The sequence below is a fragment of the Agrobacterium sp. a22-2 genome, assembly GCF_012276985.1.
In the GTDB taxonomy this organism is placed as follows: domain Bacteria; phylum Pseudomonadota; class Alphaproteobacteria; order Rhizobiales; family Rhizobiaceae; genus Allorhizobium.
Map to the genome: position 1 here is coordinate 79876 of NZ_JAAXMM010000010.1, position 22342 is coordinate 102217.

Below are 22342 nucleotides of genomic sequence, written 5' to 3' on the forward strand. Positions count from 1 at the left end.
CGTGCCGCCAATGTCAGCTCCGGCGGCTGATCACCGGTCCCTTGGAAGAGCCATATTCCGCCAGAACCGTTTCGCCGCCGACGGCCTTCTGGCCCAGCGCGACACGAGGCTCGGCACCGGCCGGCAGGAAGACATCCAGGCGCGAACCGAAACGGATCAAGCCGAAACGTTCGCCGGCATCCAGCGGTTCGCTAGGATTGGCCCAGCACACGATGCGCCGCGCCACCAGGCCGGCGATCTGCACGACGCCGATCTGGCCATGCGGGCTGTCGATGACGAGGCCGTTGCGCTCGTTGTCGTGGCTCGCCTTGTCGAGTTCCGCATTGAGGAAGGAACCCTCGCGATAGACGATGTTGACGATGCGGCCACGCATCGGCGAGCGGTTGATATGGGCATCGAAGACATTCATGAACACCGAGATGCGCAGCATCGGCTCGTCGGACAGATGCAGTTCTTCCGGCGGCTTGACCATCTGGATGGACGAAATGCGGCCATCGGCCGGGCTGATCACCAGGTCGTCGTCCTGTGGCGTAACGCGTTCGGGATCCCGGAAGAAATAGGCGCACCACAGGGTCAGCACCATGCCGATCCAGAACAACGGTTCCCAGATCCAGCCGAGAACCAGCGATCCAACGAAGAAGGCGGCAACGAAAGGATAACCTTCCTTATGGATCGGCACGATGGTGTTGCGGATCGTATCGAACAAAGACATGGACCATCATTCTCCTTGGAAACGGACAGAACAGGTGACTACAGCGAAACCGGTCCCGGGGCAATGGCGCGGCGGTTGGCAGCATCGCCCTGCGCGCCGCGCCTAGCCGGAGACCTGTCATAAGCCATCTATAGGTTCCTATATCGAGACTTGGTATTACTTCATTCGAGGCGTTCTAAATTATGATTATCGTAAGGAAATCGAGCGATTTTGAGGTCGTCACACATCTGGAATTCGGCCGATCATGAACATCAAGCGAAACGACCGGGCAGCAGCAATGCCTCACGGCGACCTCGACGTTTTCTGGTATGCCCTGGACGGCGCTTCCGCGCCGGCAGATTTTCAAGATGTTGCTGTGTTCGATGATGCGAAATGCCTGCCCGGTGGTTCGGGGATCGTGCTCGCGCCGCTTGCCGCCAGCCGCATCGGGGAGGACCTGCGCGCCATACGGGCCGCAATTGGCGAGGAGACCTACCTGATCGCCGTCCTCGGGGACCATCTCAGCGCCGTCTGGCTGGAGCGGGTGATCGAACTGGGGGCCGACGACGTGGTCTTGCTATCCGAACGCCCGGCGATCCTCTTGAGCCTTGCGCGCGCCCGCAGGGTCGTCAGTGGGCGCGCCCGGACCTCAGCCAGCCTTCATGATCTGGCCGAGCAGCGTGACTATCTCCAATATTGTATCGACAATCTTCCCGCCCCGGTCTTCTTCAAGGGTGCCGATGGCGTTTACCTCGGCTGCAACAAGGCGTTCGAGGCCTATATCGGTCTGTCCGCCGAACAGATCATCGGTGGCACGGTCTACGACGTGGCGCCGCCGCATCTGGCGCAGACCTACGACCAGGCGGATCGGTCATTGCTCCATAGCGGCGGCGTGCAGATTTATGAGGCGCATTGTCGCTTCGCCGACGGCTCGTCCCGCGTCGTCAGCTACCAGAAGGCGGTCATGACCGATCGTCAGGGCAGGCCACTCGGCATCGCCGGCGCCATGCTGGATATTACCGAGCGCAAGGCGCTCGAGGCCAAGCTGATCCGCGCCGCCGAGCGCGACCCGCTGACGGATTCCTACAACCGGCGGAAATTCTTCGAACTGGCCGTGGATCTGTCCGCCGAGGCCCATGCGGCTGGCCGGCCGGTCTCCGTCGCGGTCATCGACATCGATCATTTCAAATCGGTCAACGATCGCTTCGGCCATCATATCGGCGATCAGGTCCTGTGCCGGGTGGCGCGGCACCTGGAGCGCCAGATCGGTGAGGGCAATGTCATGGCGCGGGCCGGCGGCGAGGAGTTTTTCGTCCTGTTGCCGGGACATACGATCAGCTCAGCCGGCGATATCCTCGACGCGGCGCGCCAGAATATCGCCGCCTATGAAATCGAATGCGAGAATGCGACGATCCCGGTGACGATCAGCCTCGGCCTTGCCCTCTACGAAGGCCCGTCCGAGACCATCTGGGATGTTCTGAAGAAGGCCGACCGGGCGCTCTACAGCGCCAAGAATGCCGGACGCAACCGCATCGTCATCGCAGCCTGAGGGTCAAAGCATGTCGCCCGAAAGTGGGCACCGGTTTCGGGGCAACGACATGCGATAAAACAAAGAGATGAAGCGTGACGAGCGAATCTGAAAGATCGCGACACGCTTTAAAGGCCAAAAACAATCAGCTGGCCGGCGGCTGGCGGACCACCACGCCGAGATCGTCGCTTTCGCGCACCTGGCGCAGATGTTCCTCAGCCTGGGTCGCTTCACGCTGGCGGTTCCACATCGAGGCATAGAGCCCGTTCTGCTCCAGAAGGCCGGCATGGGTACCGCGCTCGGCAATCTCGCCGCCCTTCAGCACGATGATCTCGTCGGCCCCGACCACGGTCGACAGCCGATGGGCAATGACCAGCGTCGTGCGGTTTTTCGAGACGATGTCGAGGGCGGCCTGGATCTCCTGTTCCGTCGTGGTGTCCAGCGCCGAGGTCGCCTCGTCGAGGATCAGGATCGGTGGCGCCTTCAGCACCGTGCGGGCAATGGCGACGCGCTGCTTCTCGCCGCCCGAAAGCTTCAGGCCGCGCTCGCCCACCATGGTCTTGAAACCGTGCGGCAATTCGCGGATGAAGCGGCTGATCTGCGCCACCTCGGCGGCCGCATCCACTTCCGCATCGGTGGCGCCGATCCGTCCGTAGCGGATATTGTAGGCGATGGTGTCGTTGAACAGTACCGTATCCTGCGGCACCATGCCGATCGCCGAGCGCAGGCTCTTCTGGGTAATGGCCCGCACATCCTGGCCGTCGATGGTGATCGAACCCTTCTGCACGTCGTAGAAGCGGTAGAGCAGCCGCGAGATCGTCGACTTTCCGGCGCCCGACGGACCGACGACGGCGACCGTCTTGCCGGCCGGCACCGTAAACGACACGCCCTTGAGGATCGGCCGCTCGGGATCATAGGAAAAATGCACGTTGTCGAAGACGATGGCGCCCTGTTCGATCGCCAGTTCCTTGGCATTCGGCGCATCCTTGATTTCGGCATCGACGTTCAGGAGGTCGAACATCTGCTCGATATCGGTCAGCCCCTGGCGGATTTCGCGATAGACGAAGCCGATGAAATTGAGCGGAACCGAGAGCTGCAAAAGCATGGCATTGACGAAGACGAAGTCGCCGATCGTCTGCTCGCCGCGCTGCACGGCCAGAGCCGATAGGATCAGCATCACCATCATGCCGAGCGAGAAGATCACGCCCTGGCCGAAGTTCAGCCAGCCGAGCGAGGTCCAGACCTGGGTCGCGGCCTTCTCGTAGCGCTCCATCGAGGCATCGTAGCGGCGCGCCTCCATGTCCTCGTTGCCGAAATATTTGACCGTCTCGAAGTTCAGCAGCGAATCGATCGCCTTGGTATTGGCGTCGGTATCGCTGTCGTTCATCGACCGGCGAATGCCGATGCGCCAGTCCGAGGCGCGGATGGTGAACCAGATATAGGCCCAGACCGTGAAGGCGGTGATGGCCAGATAGGAGAAGCCGTAGCCCCACCAGAACACCAGTGCCGTCAGCAGGAATTCCAGAACCGTCGGCACCGAGTTCAGAATCGTGAAGCGGACGATGGTTTCGATGCCCTTGGTGCCGCGTTCGATGATGCGCGACAGGCCGCCGGTCTTGCGCTCCAGGTGGAAGCGCAGCGACAGCTGGTGCATGTGTACGAAGGTCAGATGGGCAAGCCGCCGCACCGCATATTGGCCGACGCTGGCAAACAGCGCGTCGCGCAGCTGGTTGAGGCCCCATTGCACGATGCGGGCCACATTATAGGCCGCCACCAGCATGACCGCCGAAAGCAGGAAAGCCGGCAGCAGGCCGGCCATGTCGGTGGTGCCATCGAGCGCGTCGGTCGCCCATTTGAAGAAATAGGGCACCATGATCAGGATGAGTTTCGACAGCACCAGGAAGACCGAGGCCCAGACGACGCGCATTTTCAGGTCGAAGCGTTCGGCCGGCCACATATAGGGCCAGAGGTTGATCAGCGTCTGCATGGGATTGCTGCTGTCCGCCGATACGGTCTTCTTATTGTCCGCCATGCTGTCCGTCCCCCGAAGGAGCACCACCGAGTTGCAACGAACCCGCGATAAGCGCCCCTGGATAGTCAATGAGTGCTGTGAGACCCCGGCGGCCGTTCGATGGCGCCGGGATTAAAAAGCGGCGGCTCCCGAAGGAACCGCCGCATGGGCGCGAGATAGGTCCGGCAATCGGCTTTTGCAATGGCCGGAGTGTGAAACTTCAGTGACTTGTGGCGCAAGCGCCTCAGTTCGACCGTCGCTCCTGCAGCCGCTTGCGATGCAGCTCCTCGGCATTCGGCAGGGCCTCGTTCGGAACCTTGAAGGTCTGGCCGGGCTCGATCAGATCGGGATTGGCGATCTGGTCCTCATTGGCCAGATAGATCGTCGTGTAGCGCACGCCCTGGCCGTAGACGCGGCGGGAGATCTGCCACAGCGTATCGCCGCGGCGGATGATCACCGTGTTGCGGCTTTCGGTCAGCGGCGCCTGCTCGATCGTCTTCGGCGCACCGGCCACAACCGGTGCCGGAGCACTCGGCGGGGCAGCCGGAGTACCAGCCTGGGCCGTCTGGTCGGCTGGGGCTGCCGGCTGGGGCAGCGGTTCGAGGACGGCGTCGATCAGGCTGGAGAGTTTGTCGAGGGCAGCGCCAACGGCGGCGATGTCGCGCGGCAGGGCCTGCAACGTCGTCAGGGCCGTTGCGGCCTTGCCGGCAATCCGCATGACGAAATCTTCCTGGGCCTGATCGGCATCATTGCCGAGCCGGAACTCGGCCAGCGACTTCAGGGCGATTTCGGTGGCCGAACGGGCGGCCGCCAGACTTTCCAGCGCCGGCTGCTTGCCGTCGGCATAAAGCGATTTCAGGATGGAGAAAGCTTTTGCAAGCGCATCCCGCTGCTTGGCGAACGCCCCTTGCTCCAGCGGAATCATTGTTCCAGCGGCATCGGCTGTCGTATCGTTCGGCTGTGCGATGACGGCGACCTGATCGCCGGCCGGCCGGTCGAACGGCACGGAGGCGCGCAGCGCCACCTTTCCGTCCGCGCCGAGAAGGTCGACGCGGATGACGTGCTGGCCGACCGTCAGCGCCATCTTGCCATCGACGACGAAATGGCCGCTCTGGTCGACAATGGTTTGCCCGATCATCTGGTCGTCGGCATAGGCCTTGACGGAGCGGCCGGCGGCAGCGGTCCCGGCCACGAAGATCCGGTCGCCTTCCAGTTCCACGGCGGTCACCTGGATTTCCGGCTTCTGCGATGCATCGGCGGGCAGGGTGGTCGGCGCATTTGCCGGCTCGGTGCCGGTAGCCGGCGGTGCGGTGGCCAGAACGCTGGATGCGGCCGGCAGGGCCGGGGTGATGGCGGCCGCGTCGGCCGGCTGATCGGCCGCGACGCGGGTCGTCTTGTCGGCCGTGTTGACGGTCTCGGGCACGGAGATCAGACGGCTTGCCTCGCCGGGCTTGGTCACCATGGCGAGCAGTTCGCCGCCCGATTTTTCCGGGATCGACACGGTGGCGACCTCTTCCGATGTCACCGTCTTGCCATCCTTGGCGGTGGCCTTCAGTTCCAGCGTATGGTCGCCCGGCGCCAGCGGCTGGTCGATCACGGCTGCGAAATCGCCGCTGGGGCCGACTTCGATCGTGGAGATCGGTTTGTCGCCATCGATAATTTCAAGTTTGGAACCGGGGGCCGCACTGCCGGCAATCACGGTGGAACCGTCCGGCTCGACGCGAAGCACGTCGAAGCGCGGCAGGGCGGCGTCATCGGCTGCAGCCGGTACATCGGCCGACGGCTGCGACGCAGGTGCCGCCGGAACATCGGCCGTTATCGTTTCGCCCTTCAGGGCTTTGAGGATGGTCGAGATCGCCGCGGCGGCCTCCTGGGGGCTGTCGGGCAACGATTGCAGCAGCGTGAGCGTCCGGGTGGCCGCCTCGCGCGTCTTGCGGGCGGCTTCCATCACGGCGGCGTCGAGGCCTTCTGGAATCTCCAGTGCCGACAGGGCCGAAACGGCGCTGGTCGCCAGCGCCCGTGCGCCGGCATAGGCTTCGGCGGTCGGTGTCTTGCCGTCGGCAAACAGGGTGGACAGGTCGGTGACGGCCTTTTCGGCCTCGGCCGCCAGCCGCGCCATCTTGGCCGAAACCTCGTTCACGGCCTTTGCCGCCGTATCCGTGGCGGTCGGCGCTGCGTCCGGTGCCTTTGCTGCGGTATCCTTGGCAGGTTGTTGCGGATCGCTTGCCGCCTGTTCGGCCGCTTGTCTGTCGCCCGTCACCCGTGGCAGCACGAAAAAGATCATCAGTACAGTTGCAATGCCAAGCACTACCAAAGCCAGCCAGCCGGCACGGTTTTTCATCATCATTCGTCTCCGCGCGGCCATACCGCTGTATCCCTTGGAATTGCTAGCGTTTTCTCCGCTGTTTCACAAGCTTTGTCGGCGCTGTTCGGCAGCTGCGTCCCCGCCTTTTCGTCAAAATTGTTGACCTTGCTGCCGCTGCATTGTCTTTTTGGCGCATGACGGAAAACACAGACACGATTCGATCCATCTGCGTCTATTGCGGCTCACGGCCCGGACGTGATCCCGACTACATGGCCGCTGGCCGGGCGCTCGGCAAATCTATCGCCGACCACGGCCTTCGCCTCGTCTATGGCGGCGGCACCAAGGGCATCATGGGAGCTGTCGCCAGCGGTGTGCTGTCGAACGGCGGCAGGGTCACCGGCATCATCCCGGAATTCCTGGTCGACATGGAAGCGACGCGCCATTCGCTGGGACAGCTCGACGAGTTGATCATAACCCCTGACATGCATGCGCGCAAACATGGCATGTTCGAACGCGCCGATGCCTTTGTCACCTTGCCGGGCGGCATTGGCACGCTGGAGGAGATCGTCGAGATCATGACCTGGGCGCAGCTCGGGCAGCATGAAAAGCCGATGGTCTTTGCCAATGTCAACGGCTTCTGGGATCCGATGCTGGAACTGATCCAGCACATGCGCGAGGAAGGTTTCGTCCATACCGGCCACCGCGTTCAGCCGATGGTGATCTCGTCGATCGACGAGATCGTGCCGGCCATCCTCAAGCGCTGGGACAGTACGGACAATCTCGACGGCGAAGAGGACCTGATCGCCAAGCTCTGATCACGACGCGGCGGTCGGCTTCAGTCGACGATAAAGAGCTTTGCGCCGCCTGTCGTCGACGAGCGGTGCGGTTCGGCATTGTCGGCCACCTGATAGCTCATGCCGGGCTTCAGGACAAAGGTCCGGCCGTCGGCAAGCTCGGTGGTCAGTTCCCCTTCAAGACACAAGAGGATATGGCCTTTGACGCACCAGTGGTCGGCCAGATAGCCCGGCGTATACTCCACCATGCGCACCCGGACATCGCCGAATTTCTGCGTGCGCCATGTGGCCGAGCCGGTTTCGCCGGTATGTTCGGTTTTCGGGATGGTGGCCCAATCCGTGGTGCCGAACGGAATGCCGCTCATCTGCATCGAAATGTCTCCTGAATGAAACTCAGCGGTTCCGGTAGTCGCGCAGCATCGACCAGGTGTAAATGGCAAGTGCAGCCCAGATCAGCGGAAAGGCGATCATCTTCGCCGTGCCGAACGGCTCCTTGAAGATGAAGACGGCAATCAGGAAGATCATCGTCGGTGCGATATACTGCATGATGCCGATGGTGGACAGCCGCAGCAACTTGGCGCCATTGGCATAGATCATCAGCGGGCCGGCGGTGATTACGCCGCTGCCGAGCAAGAGCAGCGTGTCGCTCATGCCGGTTTGCAGGAAATGGCCCTGGCCGGTTGTCTCGGCATAGAGAATATACAGCATCGCGGGGACACTCAGCAGCAGCACTTCCAGGAAGAAGCCCTGGTTGGGCCCGACCGGCAGCGTCTTGCGGAAGAAGGCGTAAAAACCCCAGGTAAGCGTCAGGGCCAGCGAAACCCAGGGCAATTGCCCGGCGTCATAGGTCAGGATACCGACGGCAACCGCCACCAGCGCGATGGCGCCGATCTGCGTCGGCTTCAGTTTTTCCTTGAGCAGCACTGCGCCGAGGAAGATCGAGAATAGCGGATTGATGAAATAGCCGAGCGCCGTGTCCAGTGCGCGGCCGGCACCGATCGCCCAGACATAGATGCCCCAGTTGACGCTGATCAGGCCGGCGGTCAGAAGCGCCATCAAAAGCGTGCGCGGCGAGCGCAGCGCGGCCTTCAGGTCGTCGGTGCGCTTCAGGATCAGCAGGACAGCAGCGGCGATCGGCACGGACCAGATCACCCGGTGCGACAGCACCTCCAGCGGCGGGATATGCGCGACCATCTTCATGTAGATCGGCAGGAAGCCCCAGAGGAAATAGGCGGTCAGCGCAAAGGCAAAACCGCGTGCGCTGTCTTCGTTCTTCGCGACCGGAGTCGCTGCATTCTGATCAGCCATGGTGTTTCCGCCTTTGTTGTCTTTTGAATGAGGCGTTACCCCATGGCGGGCGAATGGACAAATTCATTCGGGTGAACAATGGCTGATTGCAATTGAAGGGTCGGCGCGGCACACTTCGCGCCGGAGGGCGGGCCGACGGAGAACAACCATGCACGGTGTCTCGAGCGAGGAGCAGCGTCGTCTGTTTTCGATGAAGATGCTGGAAAAGGCCGGTGTTCAGGCGGATGAAGCGCTTTTGAGCGCCTTTACCCGGGTGCGCCGCGAGGATTTTGTCGGGCCGCCGCCCTGGCTGCTGTCAAGCCGCGGCAGCTATCGCCGCCCGCCATCCGAGGATGTCAAGTTTCTCTACGACGACGTGCTGGTCGCCCTCGATGCCGCCCGCGGCGTGAACAATGGCAGCCCCTCTTTGCATGCGCTCGGCATCCATGCCCTGGCGCCGCAGCCCGGCGAGACGGCGGTGCATATCGGCGCCGGCAGCGGTTACTACACGGCGATCCTCGCCGAGTTGCTGGGCGCTGGCGGCCACGTGACGGCCATCGAATATGACGCGCTGCTGACCATCCGTGCGCAACAGTGTCTGGTGGGGCGGACCAATGTCACGGTGGTCTGCGGCAATGGCGCGGACTGGCCGCAGGAGCCGGTCGATATCGTCTATGTCAATTTCGCGGTCGATCGGCCGGCAGATCCGTGGATCGAACGGCTGAAGCCCGGTGGGCGCCTGCTCTTTCCGCTCGGCGTGCCGGTCTTCGAAGGCCGGGGCGAGGGACCGGATTATACCGCCATGGCCGGCTACCTGCTGGTGCGGCGCGAGACCAATGGCTACGCCGCGCGCTTCATCGAGCGGGTGTCCTTCGTGTGGGGCGAGGGTGTCGCCCTGTCCGACTGGTCGAGCCATGCCCGCCTGCGCACCGCCTTCCACGGCAATTGGCGCGCCGTGCGCAGCCTGCGCTGGAAGACACCCGCCGAACATGACGAATGGTATAGCGAGGCCGATTGGGGCCTGTCCATCGAAGAGCCGCACGACATCCGCCACTGACGGGCATGATCCCACTCAGCATCGAGGGCGGGACCATGTCCGGGCCGGCCGGTTATTCCGCGGCGATCTTGCCGGCCAGCTGGCGGTTCTTCATCAGCTTGTAGACGATACTGTCCATCAAGGCCTGGAACGAGGCGTCGATGATGTTTTCCGAAACGCCGACCGTCCACCAGCGGGCGCCGCTGGCATCCGTCGATTCGATCAGCACGCGGGTGATGGCCTCGGTGCCGCCGTTCAGGATGCGCACCTTGTAGTCGGCCAGTTCCAGATCGGCGATCTCCGCCTGGTATTTGCCGATATCCTTGCGCAGCGCCAGATCCAGCGCATTGACCGGCCCGTCGCCTTCGGCCACCGACATCACCTCGTTACCGTCGATGACGATCTTGACCACCGCCTCCGAGACGGTCTTCAGCCGGCCATGGCTGTCAAAGCGCCGCTCCACCATGACGCGGAAACTTTCCACCGCGAAAAACTCCGGCACGCTGCCGAGTGTGCGGTGCGCCAGAAGCTCGAAACTGGCATCGGCGCCCTCATAGGCATAGCCGCTCGCCTCGCGCTCCTTGACGATCGAGATCAGCGCGTCGAGCTTGCCATCATTGCGGTCGACCACGATGCCGCGGCGCTTCAGCTCGTTGATGAAATTGGCCTTGCCGCCCTGGTCCGACACCATGACCTTGCGGAAATTGCCGACGCTTTCCGGCACGACATGCTCGTAGGTGCGCGGATCTTTCAGCAGCGCCGAGGCATGGATGCCGGCCTTGGTGGCGAACGCCGAAGCGCCGACATAGGGGCTCTGGTGATCGGGCGAGCGGTTCAAAAGCTCGTCGAAGGCATGCGACAGGCGGGTCAGGTCGACCAGTCTGTCCGGGTCGATCGCGGTGACGAACCGCGACGTATAGGTGTCCTTCAGACAGAGCGTGGCAATCAGCGTGATCAGGTTGGCATTGCCGCAGCGCTCGCCGATGCCGTTCAGTGTGCCCTGGATCTGCCGCACCCCGGCCTCCACGGCGGCCAGCGAATTGGCGACCGCCTGGCCGGTGTCGTTATGGGCATGGATACCGAGGGCCGAACCCGGAACGCCGCTGGCGATCACCGCAGCCACGATATCGCGGATCTCCGGCGGCTGCGTGCCGCCATTGGTGTCGCACAGCACCACCCAGCGGGCGCCGGCCTCATAGGCCGCCTTGGCACAGGCCAGCGCATAGGCCGGATTGGCCTTGTAGCCATCGAAGAAATGCTCGCAATCGACCAGCGCTTCCTTGTTCGCGGCAACCGCCGCCTCGACGCTGTCGCGGATGCTGTCGAGGTTTTCCTCGTTGCTGCAGCCCAGCGCCACGGCGACATGATAGTCCCAGCTCTTGGCGACAAAACAGATCGCGTCGCTCTTGGCCTGCAGCAGTTGTGACAGGCCCGGATCGTTTGACGCCGAAATGCCGGCGCGTTTGGTCATGCCGAAGGCGACGAAGGAGGCGTGCTGCGTCCGCTTTTGCGAGAAGAAGGCCGTGTCGGTCGGATTGGCACCGGGATAGCCGCCCTCGACATAATCAAGCCCGAACCCGTCCAGCATGGCGGCGATGGCAATCTTGTCCTCGACCGAAAAATCGATCCCGGGCGTCTGCTGGCCGTCGCGCAGGGTGGTGTCGAACAGCGTGATCTTTTCGCGTGTCATGGTCAGTGTGCCCTCCCGGGGCGTCTTTATACTTTTCGGCGTCGCAGCCCCTTATCCGCAGATGCGGAGGACTGTGGTGTGCCCCTCATCTGCCTGCCGGCACCTTCTCCCCGCTTGCGGGGAGAAGGCATACGCCGCAGCGCTTGCACTCCCTCGCCCCGCTTGCGGGGAGAGGGTGAGGTGAGGGGCATTTGTTCCCTCGAAGAACCTCAGTTCTTCCCCGCAAACCGATCGGTCGCGCGGATCAGCTGGTCGAGGATGCCGGGTTCGCCCAGCGAATGGCCGGCGCCCTCGATGATGTGGAAATCGGCCTTCGGCCAGGCCTTTGCCAGCTGATAGGCGTATTTCAGCGGGCAGGGCATGTCGTAGCGGCCGTGCACGATGACGCCGGGAATATCCTTGAGCTTATAGGCGTCACGCAGCAACTGTCCGTCCTCCAGCCAGCCGGCATGGACGAAATAGTGGTTTTCCAGCCGGGCAAAGGCGATGGCGAAATCGTCCTCGCCGAAATGGGCGCTATAGACCGGGTCCGGCAGAAGGGTGATCGTTTCGCCCTCCCAGGTGCTCCAGGCCTTGGCGCATTCGAGTTGGACAGCCTTGTCGCTGCCGGTCAGGCGGCGGTGATAGGCCAGCATCATCTCGTGGCGCTCGTCTTGCGGGATCGGCGCGATAAAACGCTCCCACTTTTCCGGATGCATTTCCGAGACGCCGAACTGGTAATACCAGTCGAGCTCCGGCCGGGTGACCGTGTAGATGCCGCGCAGCAACAGCTCGCTCACCCGCTCCGGATGGGTCTCGGCATAGGCAAGGCCGAGGGTGGAACCCCAGGAACCGCCGAACACCAGCCATTTTTCGACACCCACCAGCACCCGCAGCCGCTCGATATCGGCGACCAGATGCCAGGTGGTATTGGCCTCCAGCCCCGCATGCGGCGTCGACTTGCCGCAGCCGCGCTGGTCGAACAGCACGACGTCGTAGAGATCAGGGTCGAACAGCCGGCGCTGGTTGGGATTGATGGTGCCGCCCGGCCCGCCATGCAGGAAGACGGCCGGTTTGGCGCCCTTGGTGCCGACCCGTTCCCAATAGATCGTATGGCCGTCGCCGACATCGAGAAAACCGGTCTCGAATGGTTCGATCTCGGGATAGTAGCCGCGCAGTTCAGTGGTCATGGAAAAATCCTTACAGTAGCCTGCATTTGGAGGACAATGACGGGCTTGCCGTCATTTCCAGGGCTCCATCGCCGGCCAGACGTCGGTGTCGTGATCGGGGTGCTGGAAGGAGATGATCTGCTCCTGCCGGCTGTAGAAATCCGGATCGGTCAGGACCGGCTGGTCGAAGATCGTCTCGACCCAGGGCAGGCGCGAGGCATGGTTCACCTGGATTTCCGGCGCAAGCTCCGTGCGGTCGTCGAAGGCGCCGATCGCCATTTCCAGCCCGCCGGGATGGCGATAGGTCATCGGCGTGCCGCATTTGGCGCAGAAGCCGCGATCGATATTGATCGACGACTGGAAATAGGCCGGTTCTCCCCGGGTCCAGGAAAAATGCTCCGGCTCGACCGTGACCAGCGCGCTGAAAAAGCCGCCAAACTGCTTCTGGCACATCCGGCAATGGCAGATCGACGGGCGCCCAAGTTTTTCGGCACGAAACCGCACGGCCCCGCATTGGCAACCGCCGGTGAATAGACCTTCTTTCATGCTACGCCTCCTGTCAGAGATAGATGTAAAGCATCACGCCAATGATGACCGCCGCGACAATCGCCCCCTTGGCGATCAGTCCGTAGAGCAGCCATTTCGGCATCTGCGTGTTCGGGTTGCCTTGGCTCATGGGGTCTGCTCCTTCGGCCAGTCGCCATCGGTATCATGGTCCGGATGCTGGTAGGACACCACCTCCAGCACGAAGGGCGCCTCTTCGGCATCTTCCTCTGTCGTGTGGCCGGGCAGCAGGTGCAGCCGGTCGACGAAATCGATCTTGCCCTCGGTGCCGAACTGCACGGTCGGCGGCAGCGCTGAGGGATCGTCGAAGGCGCCGGCGGCAATCGCGATCCCGTCCGGAGCCTCATAGGTCAGCGGCGTGCCGCAGGTCTCGCAGAAGCCGCGGTTGGCAAAATTGGAGGACCGAAACGTTTTTCTGGCCCCGCGCGTCCAGACGAGGTCGGCGCCGCGCGTCGACACCAGCGGCGCATAATAGGCGCCGAACGCCTTCTGGCACATGCGGCAATGGCAGATCGAGCTGTCCGTCAGCACGCCCGTGACGCGAAACCGCACCGCGCCGCATTGGCATCCGCCGGTATGGGTTGGCTCAGTCATTTGCGCTCTCCTCCAGCCAGTTTTCGACCTTCAAGCCCGGCACGCGGGCAAACTCGCGGGTGTTGTTGGTCACCAGCGTCAGATCCAGCGAGCGGGCATGGGCGGCGATGAACAGGTCGGTGGCGCCGATCGGCTTTCCGGTCTTTTCCAGTTCAAAGCGGATCTGCGCGAAATGATGCGCCTCGCTCTCCTCGTAAGGCAGAACGGCGATGCGCCGCAAGATGTTCTCCACCAGGAAGCTGAGGCGCTCCGATCCCTTCTTCATCGCACCGAAGCGCATTTCGGAGGCAACAATGGCGCTGACGGATATCTGCTGGTCGCCCAGCCCGTCCATCTTGTTCGCCGCGCGGCCATATGGGTGCCGGATCGCGTCGGAAATGATGTTGGTGTCGAGCATGAACCGCAAGGAGGTCATAGATCGACATCTCTCGGCGGCGGTTCCGCTATATCGAAATCGAAGTCCTCGGCGAGCGGCTCTTGTGTCCGCAGCCATTCGATCAGATTGCCTGTCTTCTTGACCGGTTCCATGATGATCCTGTCGCCTTCCTTGCGCATCATCACCGCGTCCCCGGGAAATTCGAATTCCACGGGGATGCGAACGGCGCGGTTTCTGCCGTTCTTGAAAACGCGAACCTGTCTTTCGTTATCCATGCAACTCTCCTCGGGTGGATTGGCATATGCCTTAACATATGCCTTCCTTCCCCGTTGCGCAATTCACCGCTTCACCTCCCAGGTCGTCACCCGCTCGCCCGTCGCCGGATCCTTGCCATCCTTCAACTGGATACCCTTGGTGAGAAGCTCGTCGCGGATCTTGTCGGCTTCGGCGAAGTTCTTGGCAGCGAGGAGGGCGAGGCGGGAGGCGATTTGTTTTTCGACGCCTGACGTATCTAGCTTGCTGTCTTCGGTAACAGCCTCAAGTGTGACGGAGCCGTGTCCGTGAAGTCTAATTTCGACCTGATCGTCGATCATTTCGATATTGAGGTCCTTGAAACGCCTGTTCAAACTCTGCCTAGAAGCAGTTCGCTCCGTCGCATCTTGCGACCAGTTATAGTAATTCAGGGTAAGCGCCCGCGCGCTATCGAGCTCCGAGGCATATTTGCTCAGAAGACGAGGGTGAGCAGAGTGCATCGTTGAATCGAAATATGCGAGAGCAAGATAGCTGCGAAACAATCCAAGCCAAATCAGATTGCAGCCTAGTTCATCTGCCGCTTTCGTGTCGTGAAGTGCACGCTGGGCCAGACTGTCGAGGTGAACCAAAATCATCTGGCCGTTGAGGTCATCAGACAACGCATCAACGATTTCCGGAGACGGAGTTACGTTGGCCTGCCCCATCAGAAGGGAGAGTTTGAAATCTTCCCCGGCATAATTGGTGAATACCTTCACCCAATCCGATAGCTTTTGTGTCCAATAAAGAAGTTTGGACTCGCTGAAATCGATGGGTTGACGATAGTGTGTCGCTAACATTGTTAGTCGAATGACTTCACCGGCATAAGGGCGACGACCTACTCCAGAGAGCAACTCGTGGATCGTCACGAAATTCCCGTCCGACTTCGACATCTTTTTGCCTTCGACCTGCACGAAACCGTTGTGCATCCAGACATTGGCCATGACCTCGGTGCCATGGGCGCAGCGCGACTGGGCGATCTCGTTTTCGTGGTGCGGGAAGATCAGGTCGAGCCCGCCACCGTGGATATCGAAGACCTCGCCGAGATAGCGGCTCGACATGGCCGAGCACTCGATATGCCAGCCCGGCCGGCCGCGGCCCCAGGGGCTGTCCCAGCCGGGTTCGTTATGGGAGGACAGCTTCCACAGCACGAAATCCTGCGGGTTCTTCTTGTGGGCATCGACGGCGACGCGGGCGCCGGCCTGCTGCTCGTCGAGATTGCGCTTCGACAATTGTCCGTAATCGGCCATTGAGCGGGTGTCGAACAGCACTTCGCCGGCAGCCTGATAGGCATGGCCCTTGGCAATCAGCGCTTCGATGATCGTGATCATCTGGGCGATATTGTCGGTGGCGCGCGGCTCCACGGTCGGCTCCAGGCAGCCGAGCGCCTTGACGTCGGCATGGAACTGGTCGGCGGTTTTCTGCGTGACGCGGGCAATCGCTTCGTTGAGCGGCAGATCGGGAAAATCGCGCAGCGCCCGCGCGTTGATCTTGTCGTCGACGTCGGTGATGTTGCGCGCATAGGTGACATGGTTTTCGCCATAGACATGGCGCAGCAGCCGGAACAGCACGTCGAAGACGATGACGGGCCTGGCATTGCCGATATGGGCGAAATCATAGACGGTCGGGCCGCACACATACAGGCGCACGTTTTCCGGGTCGATCGGCGTGAAATCGACCTTGTCGCGCGTCAGTGTATTGTAAAGCTTGAGGCTTGCCGCCATCGAATGTCTCCCGAAATGGTAAACGCCGGCTGGGCCGGGTCGTTTGTCATCTGGGACTGTTCAGGAGACGAAAACGGCCGGGCCAGCGCTGACGCTAGCGAATAATCTTCCCGCAAATGATGCAGACGGTCGTTTTCATGGGGCGTGTTATGGCGCGGGTCGCAGGCGAGGTCAAGGGGTCGGCAGGCGCCGGGCCGATCGCAGGGGAAAAAGACCCAGCACCAGCGCGCAGCCGGCAATGATCACCGCGCCGCCGACCAGCTGCATCGCCGTCAAGGGTTCATCCAGCACCAGCGCGCCAACCAGAACGGCCACCACGGTCACGGCAAATTCGACGCTGATGGCCGGCGTCGCGCCGATGCTTTTCACAAGCCCGAAATAGAGCAGATAGGTGAGCGAGCTCATCAAGGCCGCGAGAGCGACGAGATAGACATAGTCCATCGGGCCGGGAATGCCCGGTACGGGGACGAAAACGAGCAGCGGAAAGGACAGGACACCGCCCGCGACGAAGGAGCCGATGGTCACCTCCCAAGGGCCGGTACCTTTCAGATAACGGCTGGCATAATTGCTGCCGAAGGCCGCGGAAAAGGTCGACAGAACCATGGCGACGCAGCCGAGCACAAAAGTGCCGGTGACCGGCACGGCCGGAAAGCCGACCAGCATGACGATGCCGATCGTTCCCAAGACCAGGCCGAGGATACGCGCCGGGGTAATCCTCTCTATCCCCCAGACCTGGGCGATGATCATGGAAAACAGCGGAATGGTGGCAACGAAGATCGCGGCCATGGCCGTTCCGATCCGCGGCGTGGCAAAGGACAGGCCGATCAACTGCCCGGCAACGGTGGTCGCGCCCACCACGGCCAGCGGCCCGATGCCGGTGTCGAAGACCAGCTTTCGGCCGGAGGCGCGCGCCACCACGAACAGCAGACTGCCGGCGATCAGCGCCCGAAAGGTCACCGCGCCGATCCAGCCGAAGGCCTCGACCACATGCAGCAGGAGCAGGAAGGACAGGCCCCAGGCAAACGCCAGGAAAATGTAGGAAGCGATATCTCTGGCGCGCATGCTGAACTGGATCCGTCCTATTGGCGGTCGGCCCTAAGCCGATTTTCCTGTCACAATAAACAGGATGGTCGCTATTCCGGCATCCGGTAATCGACGATCTTGCTATCCCGCACGACATAGAGCTTGCCGGTCTCGGTCTGATCCGGCCCGACCAGCGAGAGCAGCGTGGCGGCGACTTCGGACGGATGCGGCAGCGTTGCTGGGTCCTCGCCGGGCATCGCCTGGGCACGCATGGCGGTGCGGGTGGCGCCGGGATCGACCGACAGGATGCGCAGCGGCAGGCGCTGGGTTTCGGCGGCCCAGGTGCGGGCCAGCGCCTCGACGGCGGCCTTGGAGGCCGAATAGGCGCCCCAGAACGGCCGGCATTTGTGGGCGGCACCCGACGACAGGATCAGCGCCCGGCCGGCATCGGATTTGATCAGCAGCGGCTCGACCGAGCGGATCAGCCGCCAGGTGGCTACGACATTGGTGGTCATGACCTTTTCGAACACCTTGGCCTCGATATGGCCGATCGGCGAGATGACGCCGAGAATGCCGGCATTGGCGACCAGGATGTCGAGCTTGCCCCAGCGCTCGTTGATCGAGCCGCCGAGCGCATCGATCGCCTTCATGTCGGTGAGGTCGAAAGGCACCAGCGTCGCCGAACCGCCGGCCGCCTGGATTGCGTCGTCCAGCTCTTCAAGTCCGCCGACGGTGCGGGCGCAGGCAATCACATGCGCGCCGGCCTTTGCCAGTTCGAGGGCCGTGAAATAGCCGATGCCGCGCGAGGCGCCGGTGACGAGAGCGATACGGCCCTTAAGGTCGATGGTCATGAAAACGTCCTGCTGCAGAGTGTGCGGTCGGTCGCTTGGGATTGCGGCCGTTGAAATGTCCTAGCGCGGTCCGCAGGCCTTCAACCAGCCCGCAGATTGCCGCATCGCCGGCTCAGCCGTTGGTGGCCAGCATCGACACCTTGCGCCCGACCTTTTCGCCTTCCTTGTCGAGAAGCCGGGTCGGATAGTCGCCGGTAAAATAATGATCGGTGAATTGCGGCTTGTCATTGTTGCGCTTCTCGCCGCCGACCGCCTGGTAAAGCCCGTCGATGGTGAGGAACGCCAGCGAATCCGCGCCGATGAATTTGGCCATGGCGTCCAGATTGGCGAACTGGTTGGCGAGCAGCTTGTCGGCATCCGGCGTGTCGATGCCGTAGAAATCCGGATGGTAGATCATCGGGCTGGCGACGCGCACATGCACTTCCCGGGCTCCGGCATCGCGGATCATCTGCACGATCTTCAGCGAGGTCGTGCCGCGCACGATCGAATCGTCGACCAGCACGACGCGCTTGCCCTCGATCATCGCCCGGTTGGCCGAATGCTTGAGCTTGACGCCGAAGGCGCGGATCTGCTGGGTCGGCTCGATGAAGGTGCGTCCGACATAGTGGTTGCGGATGATGCCGTATTCGAACGGAATGCCGCTGGCCTGGGCATAACCGAGGGCCGCCGGCGTGCCGCCGTCGGGCACCGGCACCACGACGTCGCCGTCGCAAGGCGCCTCGATCGCCAGATTGTGCCCCATGGCCTTGCGGGTCTGGTAGACATTGCGACCGCTGACGACCGAATCGGGGCGGGCGAAATAGACATATTCGAACAGGCAGGGGCGCTCGGGCTGCGGGCGGGCCGGGCGGCGGCTGTCGATGGTGATCGAGCCATCCGGCTGGATTTCGCAGATGATCACTTCGCCGTTTTCCACATCCCGGACGAACTTCGCGCCGATGATATCGAGCGCGCAGGTCTCCGAGCAGAAGATCGGCTTGCCATCGAGATCGCCCATGACAAGCGGGCGGATGCCGATCGGATCGCGGGCGGCGATCAGCTTGGTGCGGGTCAGGGCGACCATCGCGTAGCCACCTTCCATCTGCCGCATGGCGTCGATGAAACGGTCGGCGGTCGACGAATGGCGCGAACGGGCGATGAGATGCAGCACCACTTCCGAATCTGACGTCGATTGACAGATGGCGCCGGTGGCGATGATCTGGCGGCGCAGCGTCAGGCCGTTGGTGAAATTGCCGTTATGGGCAATGGCAATGCCGCCTTCTTCGAGTTCGGCAAACAGCGGCTGCACGTTGCGCAGCGCCACTTCGCCTGTCGTCGAGTAGCGCGTATGGCCGATCGTCGCCGTGCCGGGCAGTTTGGCGAGCGTCACCGGATTGGTATAGTGATCACCGACCAGGCCCATGTGTTTCTCGGTATGGAACTGCGTGCCGTCGAACGAGACGATACCAGCCGCTTCCTGGCCGCGATGCTGGAGCGCATGCAGGCCAAGCGCCGTCAGCGTCGCCGCATCGGGATGGCCCAGAATGCCGAACACGCCGCATTCCTCATGCAGCGTGTCATCGTCGAGGCCATTGTCGAAACGGGAAAGGAGTGACTGGTTCATTGCAACAAGCCTTTGCTCGGAACGGGATAAGGGCGAGAAATGCATTTCAGGTTCACCGCCCGGCCTTTGCCGCACAGGTGGTGATGGACACAGGGATCTGCAAGATCGCAAAACGGGGCGCAGGGCCCCGTTTCATCAATTGTTGACGGGCGGCGTGACAGGTGCCGTCGGGGCCGGTGCTTCTTCGGCGGGGGCCTGTTCGCCAGGCGTTTCCGCGGCGGGCTCTTCCTTGCCGAGGATGCGGGCACGCAGCTGCGGCTCGATATCGTCGGGAAGCACGGCTTCGAGCTTCAGCACCAGCGCATCGAGGAACGGCTTCGACTTGGCATTGTTGACCCAGTCCGGACGCTGGCGAACATCGATCAGCCAGTTCCAGAAGGCGACGGCCACCACCAGCAACAGAATGCCGCGGGCCGCCCCGAACAGGAAGCCGAGCGTGCGGTCGAGCGCGCCGATCCGGCTGTCGATGATGAAATCGGCAATGCGCGTGGTGATGAAGGAAATCACGATCAGCGCGAGAAGGAACACGGCGCCGGCCGCACCGGCCAGCGCGATGCGGTCATCGGCCGTGTAATTCTTCACGTAGGGCAGAACCAGCGGATGCAGGTAATAGGCGGCGGCAACGGCGCCGACCCAGCTGGCGATCGACAGGACCTCGCGGGAAAAGCCGCGGATCATGGCAAGCACGGCGGAAAACAGCACGACGCCGATAACAATACCGTCGAAAATCGTAATGGGCATCTAGTTCAACTCCAAGACTTCCCGGCAAACGCCCGATATCTGCATGTGCGACGGCGTCACCCTCATACACCACCGGCCAAGGCGGTGAAAGGTTCAATCCCCGTCGATTTCCTGTCCGGCCTTCAGCTTCGAGCCGGCGATGCGCGCCACGAGATCCGGCAGGCTTCCCACTTCGTTCCAGCGACCCGATGCGCCTTTCGGCAAGTCGACGGAGGAAGCGGGCAGAACCGCTGACGAAAAGCCCAGCTTCTCGGCTTCCTTGAGCCGCTGGGCCGTGTGCGCAACCGGCCGGACGGCGCCTGACAGGCTGACTTCGCCGAAATAGACGCAATCGGCCGGAAGGGCAATACCGGCAAGCGAGGAAACAAGGGCGGATACAATGGCGATATCGGCCGCCGGTTCGCTGATCCGGTAGCCGCCGGCAATATTGAGGTAGACATCGTGCTGCCCGAGCCGCACCCCGCAATGGGCCTCCAGCACCGCGAGGATCATCGCCAGCCGGCTGGAATCCCAGCCGACCACGGCGCGGCGCGGCGTGCCGAGAGAGGTCTGCGCCACCAGCGCCTGCACCTCGACCAGGATGGGACGCGTGCCTTCCATGCCCGCAAAAACCGCAGCACCCGGCGCTTTCTCGTTGCGTTCGCCCAGAAACAGCTCGGACGGATTGGCCACCTCGCGCAATCCCTTGTCCGACATTTCGAACACGCCGATCTCGTCGGTCGGGCCGAAGCGGTTCTTGACGGTGCGCAGGATGCGGTAGTGATGGCCGCGATCGCCCTCGAAATAGAGAACGGCATCGACCATGTGCTCGACGACGCGCGGTCCGGCGATCTGCCCGTCCTTGGTGACATGGCCGACCAGAACCATGGTGGCGCCGGTCTGCTTGGCAAAGCGGATCATCGCCTGCACGCCGGTCCTGACCTGCGTGACCGTGCCCGGCGCCGAATCGGCCGTGTCGCTCCACAGCGTCTGGATCGAATCGATGATGACCAGATCCGGACGCTTGCCCTCGGAAATCGTCGCCAGGATATCCTCGACATTGGTTTCGGCGGCCAGCAGCACATCGGTCTCGGCCGCATTCAGCCGCTGGGCGCGCAGCCGCACCTGGGCGACCGCTTCTTCGCCCGAGACATAGATGACGCGGTGGCCCTTGCGCGACAGGGCGGCGGCGGCCTGCATCAGCAGCGTCGACTTGCCGATGCCGGGGTCGCCGCCGATCAGCACGGCCGAGCCGCGCACGAAACCGCCGCCGGTCGCCCGGTCCAGCTCGTCCATGCCGGTCGGAATGCGCGGCGCCTCCTCGATCTCGCCCGATAGCGCCGTCAGCGCCACGGCGCGGCCCTTCTTCGGCACCTTGCCGGGACCGGACCCGATGCCGCCCATCGGGTCTTCCTCGACGATGGTGTTCCACTCGCCGCAGCCGTCACACTTGCCGGCCCAGCGATTGTGGACGGCGCCACAGTTCTGGCAGATGAATTGGGTCTTGGCCTTGGCCATTCAGGAACTGCTTTCGGTAAAATCGTCGGATGTGATGTTCTGATGGCCGTGCGCGACCTTCAAAACCGAAAGGGTGTCATCCGTAACGCGGATGTAGAAACGACGATCGCGATAGACCAGGAGACGGATGCCCACGCCCAACTCCTCTTTGCTCGTGCCAGTCAGGCCGAGTTCGGCGAGCGAGTTCATTTTTCGGTAAAGGTCCCCAACAAAATCATCGGCCGACTTGGGGCTATATTGCGCTATATGCCGGTACATCCGCCGCAGGTCTCGGCGCGCTTTGGTGGACCAGATGACCCGTCGGCGTTTAATCCTCTTTCTCCGACTTGCGGATGTCGGCCAACATCTCTTCAGCACTGTCGTAAACGTGATAACGGCCAGCCTCTATGTCATCGATGCCTTCCTGGATCAGCATCCGCAGCGTGTCGTTTTCCTGCTCCCTGAGCAGATCGAGGCCAGCGCTGACCATGTCCTCAGCGGTCTCATAGGTTCCTGCTTCAAGAAGGTGCTCTACAAACAGGCCATCTTTTTTGTTCAGTCGCACATTCGACATGGCGTCCTCCGGATCGGCGGGGTCTCACAGGTCAACAG

22 protein-coding genes are annotated in these 22342 nt (G+C 62.6%); 3 read left to right on the plus strand and 19 right to left on the minus strand.

Going from position 1 to position 22342, the window contains the following annotated elements; translation table 11 throughout:
* Positions 1-13: 13 nt before the first annotated feature.
* On the minus strand, positions 14-712 hold the full coding sequence (locus HFC70_RS16565; RefSeq protein WP_168474381.1) for a phosphatidylserine decarboxylase: 699 nt from the start codon (positions 710-712) through the stop codon (positions 14-16).
* Between the two features lie 244 nt (positions 713-956).
* Between HFC70_RS16565 and HFC70_RS16570 the strand changes: the two genes are divergently transcribed.
* Positions 957-2240 (plus strand): GGDEF domain-containing protein, encoded by a 1284-nt coding sequence (locus HFC70_RS16570; protein WP_168474382.1) that lies wholly within the window; start codon positions 957-959, stop codon positions 2238-2240.
* Positions 2241-2364: 124 nt separating this feature from the next.
* Here the strand turns inward: HFC70_RS16570 and HFC70_RS16575 are convergent, their stop codons facing one another.
* Both HFC70_RS16575 and HFC70_RS16580 read right to left on the minus strand, forming a co-directional pair.
* Positions 2365-4251, minus strand: a complete 1887-nt coding sequence (locus HFC70_RS16575) for an ABC transporter ATP-binding protein/permease (protein ID WP_168474383.1) — start codon at positions 4249-4251, stop codon at positions 2365-2367.
* Between the two features lie 223 nt (positions 4252-4474).
* Positions 4475-6574: a LysM peptidoglycan-binding domain-containing protein gene (locus HFC70_RS16580; protein WP_168474384.1), complete on the minus strand. Its 2100-nt coding sequence runs from the start codon at positions 6572-6574 to the stop codon at positions 4475-4477.
* Between the two features lie 155 nt (positions 6575-6729).
* Here HFC70_RS16580 and HFC70_RS16585 point away from each other — a divergent pair, with 155 nt between their 5' ends.
* A complete protein-coding gene (locus HFC70_RS16585) occupies positions 6730-7350 on the plus strand; it encodes a TIGR00730 family Rossman fold protein (RefSeq protein ID WP_168474385.1) in 621 nt (206 codons plus the stop codon).
* A gap of 20 nt (positions 7351-7370) precedes the next feature.
* Here the strand turns inward: HFC70_RS16585 and HFC70_RS16590 are convergent, their stop codons facing one another.
* Both HFC70_RS16590 and rarD read right to left on the minus strand, forming a co-directional pair.
* Positions 7371-7700 (minus strand): DHCW motif cupin fold protein, encoded by a 330-nt coding sequence (locus HFC70_RS16590; protein ID WP_168474386.1) that lies wholly within the window; start codon positions 7698-7700, stop codon positions 7371-7373.
* A 22-nt stretch (positions 7701-7722) separates the two neighbouring features.
* Positions 7723-8637 (minus strand): EamA family transporter RarD, encoded by a 915-nt coding sequence (gene rarD / locus HFC70_RS16595; protein WP_168474387.1) that lies wholly within the window; start codon positions 8635-8637, stop codon positions 7723-7725.
* A 148-nt stretch (positions 8638-8785) separates the two neighbouring features.
* Here rarD and HFC70_RS16600 point away from each other — a divergent pair, with 148 nt between their 5' ends.
* Positions 8786-9673: a protein-L-isoaspartate O-methyltransferase gene (locus HFC70_RS16600; protein WP_168474388.1), complete on the plus strand. Its 888-nt coding sequence runs from the start codon at positions 8786-8788 to the stop codon at positions 9671-9673.
* Positions 9674-9725: 52 nt separating this feature from the next.
* On the opposite strand, the gene cimA is transcribed toward HFC70_RS16600, so the two are convergent.
* From cimA to HFC70_RS16670, 14 genes are all read right to left on the minus strand, one after another.
* Positions 9726-11342 carry a citramalate synthase gene (gene cimA / locus HFC70_RS16605; protein WP_168474389.1) on the minus strand — a complete coding sequence of 539 codons (1617 nt, stop codon included), beginning with the start codon at positions 11340-11342 and terminating at the stop codon, positions 9726-9728.
* Between the two features lie 209 nt (positions 11343-11551).
* Entirely contained in the window at positions 11552-12511 is a 960-nt protein-coding gene (gene pip, locus HFC70_RS16610) for a prolyl aminopeptidase (protein WP_168474390.1), read from the minus strand.
* A 51-nt stretch (positions 12512-12562) separates the two neighbouring features.
* Positions 12563-13036 (minus strand): GFA family protein, encoded by a 474-nt coding sequence (locus HFC70_RS16615; RefSeq protein ID WP_168474391.1) that lies wholly within the window; start codon positions 13034-13036, stop codon positions 12563-12565.
* Positions 13037-13162: 126 nt separating this feature from the next.
* On the minus strand, positions 13163-13648 hold the full coding sequence (locus HFC70_RS16620; RefSeq protein ID WP_168474392.1) for a GFA family protein: 486 nt from the start codon (positions 13646-13648) through the stop codon (positions 13163-13165).
* A complete protein-coding gene (locus HFC70_RS16625) occupies positions 13641-14063 on the minus strand; it encodes a type II toxin-antitoxin system VapC family toxin (protein ID WP_168474393.1) in 423 nt (140 codons plus the stop codon). The genes HFC70_RS16620 and HFC70_RS16625 overlap by 8 nt, the downstream gene beginning before the upstream one ends.
* Positions 14060-14299 carry an antitoxin gene (locus HFC70_RS16630; protein WP_168474394.1) on the minus strand — a complete coding sequence of 80 codons (240 nt, stop codon included), beginning with the start codon at positions 14297-14299 and terminating at the stop codon, positions 14060-14062. Before HFC70_RS16630 ends, HFC70_RS16625 begins: the two co-directional genes overlap by 4 nt.
* 63 nt (positions 14300-14362) lie before the next feature.
* The gene (cysS, locus tag HFC70_RS16635) at positions 14363-16036 is read right to left on the minus strand and encodes a cysteine--tRNA ligase (RefSeq protein ID WP_168474395.1); all 1674 of its coding nucleotides are present in this window, start codon (positions 16034-16036) and stop codon (positions 14363-14365) included.
* Between the two features lie 171 nt (positions 16037-16207).
* On the minus strand, positions 16208-17098 hold the full coding sequence (locus HFC70_RS16640) for a DMT family transporter (RefSeq protein ID WP_168474396.1): 891 nt from the start codon (positions 17096-17098) through the stop codon (positions 16208-16210).
* A gap of 71 nt (positions 17099-17169) precedes the next feature.
* A complete protein-coding gene (locus HFC70_RS16645; RefSeq protein ID WP_168474397.1) occupies positions 17170-17910 on the minus strand; it encodes an SDR family NAD(P)-dependent oxidoreductase in 741 nt (246 codons plus the stop codon).
* Positions 17911-18022: 112 nt separating this feature from the next.
* Positions 18023-19513, minus strand: a complete 1491-nt coding sequence (gene purF / locus HFC70_RS16650; RefSeq protein ID WP_168474398.1) for an amidophosphoribosyltransferase — start codon at positions 19511-19513, stop codon at positions 18023-18025.
* A gap of 135 nt (positions 19514-19648) precedes the next feature.
* Positions 19649-20254, minus strand: a complete 606-nt coding sequence (locus HFC70_RS16655; protein WP_168474399.1) for a CvpA family protein — start codon at positions 20252-20254, stop codon at positions 19649-19651.
* Between the two features lie 93 nt (positions 20255-20347).
* Positions 20348-21751 carry a DNA repair protein RadA gene (radA, locus tag HFC70_RS16660; RefSeq protein ID WP_168474400.1) on the minus strand — a complete coding sequence of 468 codons (1404 nt, stop codon included), beginning with the start codon at positions 21749-21751 and terminating at the stop codon, positions 20348-20350.
* Positions 21752-22108 carry a type II toxin-antitoxin system RelE/ParE family toxin gene (locus tag HFC70_RS16665; protein WP_368669685.1) on the minus strand — a complete coding sequence of 119 codons (357 nt, stop codon included), beginning with the start codon at positions 22106-22108 and terminating at the stop codon, positions 21752-21754.
* On the minus strand, positions 22059-22304 hold the full coding sequence (locus tag HFC70_RS16670; protein ID WP_168474402.1) for a type II toxin-antitoxin system ParD family antitoxin: 246 nt from the start codon (positions 22302-22304) through the stop codon (positions 22059-22061). The genes HFC70_RS16665 and HFC70_RS16670 overlap by 50 nt, the downstream gene beginning before the upstream one ends.
* Positions 22305-22342 lie beyond the last annotated feature (38 nt).

What these genes read in the sequence shown, in the direction of transcription:
- HFC70_RS16620 (WP_168474392.1), bottom strand. Translation starts at nt 13,648, where the DNA reads ATGACTGAGCCAACCCATACCGGCGGATGCCAATGCGGCGCGGTGCGG.
- cimA (WP_168474389.1), bottom strand. Translation starts at nt 11,342, where the DNA reads ATGACACGCGAAAAGATCACGCTGTTCGACACCACCCTGCGCGACGGC.
- purF (WP_168474398.1), bottom strand. Translation starts at nt 19,513, where the DNA reads ATGAACCAGTCACTCCTTTCCCGTTTCGACAATGGCCTCGACGATGAC.
- HFC70_RS16590 (WP_168474386.1), bottom strand. Translation starts at nt 7,700, where the DNA reads ATGCAGATGAGCGGCATTCCGTTCGGCACCACGGATTGGGCCACCATC.
- radA (WP_168474400.1), bottom strand. Translation starts at nt 21,751, where the DNA reads ATGGCCAAGGCCAAGACCCAATTCATCTGCCAGAACTGTGGCGCCGTC.
- HFC70_RS16570 (WP_168474382.1), top strand. Translation starts at nt 957, where the DNA reads ATGAACATCAAGCGAAACGACCGGGCAGCAGCAATGCCTCACGGCGAC.
- HFC70_RS16630 (WP_168474394.1), bottom strand. Translation starts at nt 14,299, where the DNA reads ATGGATAACGAAAGACAGGTTCGCGTTTTCAAGAACGGCAGAAACCGC.
- HFC70_RS16625 (WP_168474393.1), bottom strand. Translation starts at nt 14,063, where the DNA reads ATGACCTCCTTGCGGTTCATGCTCGACACCAACATCATTTCCGACGCG.
- HFC70_RS16580 (WP_168474384.1), bottom strand. Translation starts at nt 6,574, where the DNA reads ATGATGAAAAACCGTGCCGGCTGGCTGGCTTTGGTAGTGCTTGGCATT.
- rarD (WP_168474387.1), bottom strand. Translation starts at nt 8,637, where the DNA reads ATGGCTGATCAGAATGCAGCGACTCCGGTCGCGAAGAACGAAGACAGC.
- HFC70_RS16565 (WP_168474381.1), bottom strand. Translation starts at nt 712, where the DNA reads ATGTCTTTGTTCGATACGATCCGCAACACCATCGTGCCGATCCATAAG.
- pip (WP_168474390.1), bottom strand. Translation starts at nt 12,511, where the DNA reads ATGACCACTGAACTGCGCGGCTACTATCCCGAGATCGAACCATTCGAG.
- cysS (WP_168474395.1), bottom strand. Translation starts at nt 16,036, where the DNA reads ATGGCGGCAAGCCTCAAGCTTTACAATACACTGACGCGCGACAAGGTC.
- HFC70_RS16575 (WP_168474383.1), bottom strand. Translation starts at nt 4,251, where the DNA reads ATGGCGGACAATAAGAAGACCGTATCGGCGGACAGCAGCAATCCCATG.
- HFC70_RS16615 (WP_168474391.1), bottom strand. Translation starts at nt 13,036, where the DNA reads ATGAAAGAAGGTCTATTCACCGGCGGTTGCCAATGCGGGGCCGTGCGG.
- HFC70_RS16645 (WP_168474397.1), bottom strand. Translation starts at nt 17,910, where the DNA reads ATGACCATCGACCTTAAGGGCCGTATCGCTCTCGTCACCGGCGCCTCG.
- HFC70_RS16655 (WP_168474399.1), bottom strand. Translation starts at nt 20,254, where the DNA reads ATGCCCATTACGATTTTCGACGGTATTGTTATCGGCGTCGTGCTGTTT.
- HFC70_RS16640 (WP_168474396.1), bottom strand. Translation starts at nt 17,098, where the DNA reads ATGCGCGCCAGAGATATCGCTTCCTACATTTTCCTGGCGTTTGCCTGG.
- HFC70_RS16600 (WP_168474388.1), top strand. Translation starts at nt 8,786, where the DNA reads ATGCACGGTGTCTCGAGCGAGGAGCAGCGTCGTCTGTTTTCGATGAAG.
- HFC70_RS16670 (WP_168474402.1), bottom strand. Translation starts at nt 22,304, where the DNA reads ATGTCGAATGTGCGACTGAACAAAAAAGATGGCCTGTTTGTAGAGCAC.
- HFC70_RS16585 (WP_168474385.1), top strand. Translation starts at nt 6,730, where the DNA reads ATGACGGAAAACACAGACACGATTCGATCCATCTGCGTCTATTGCGGC.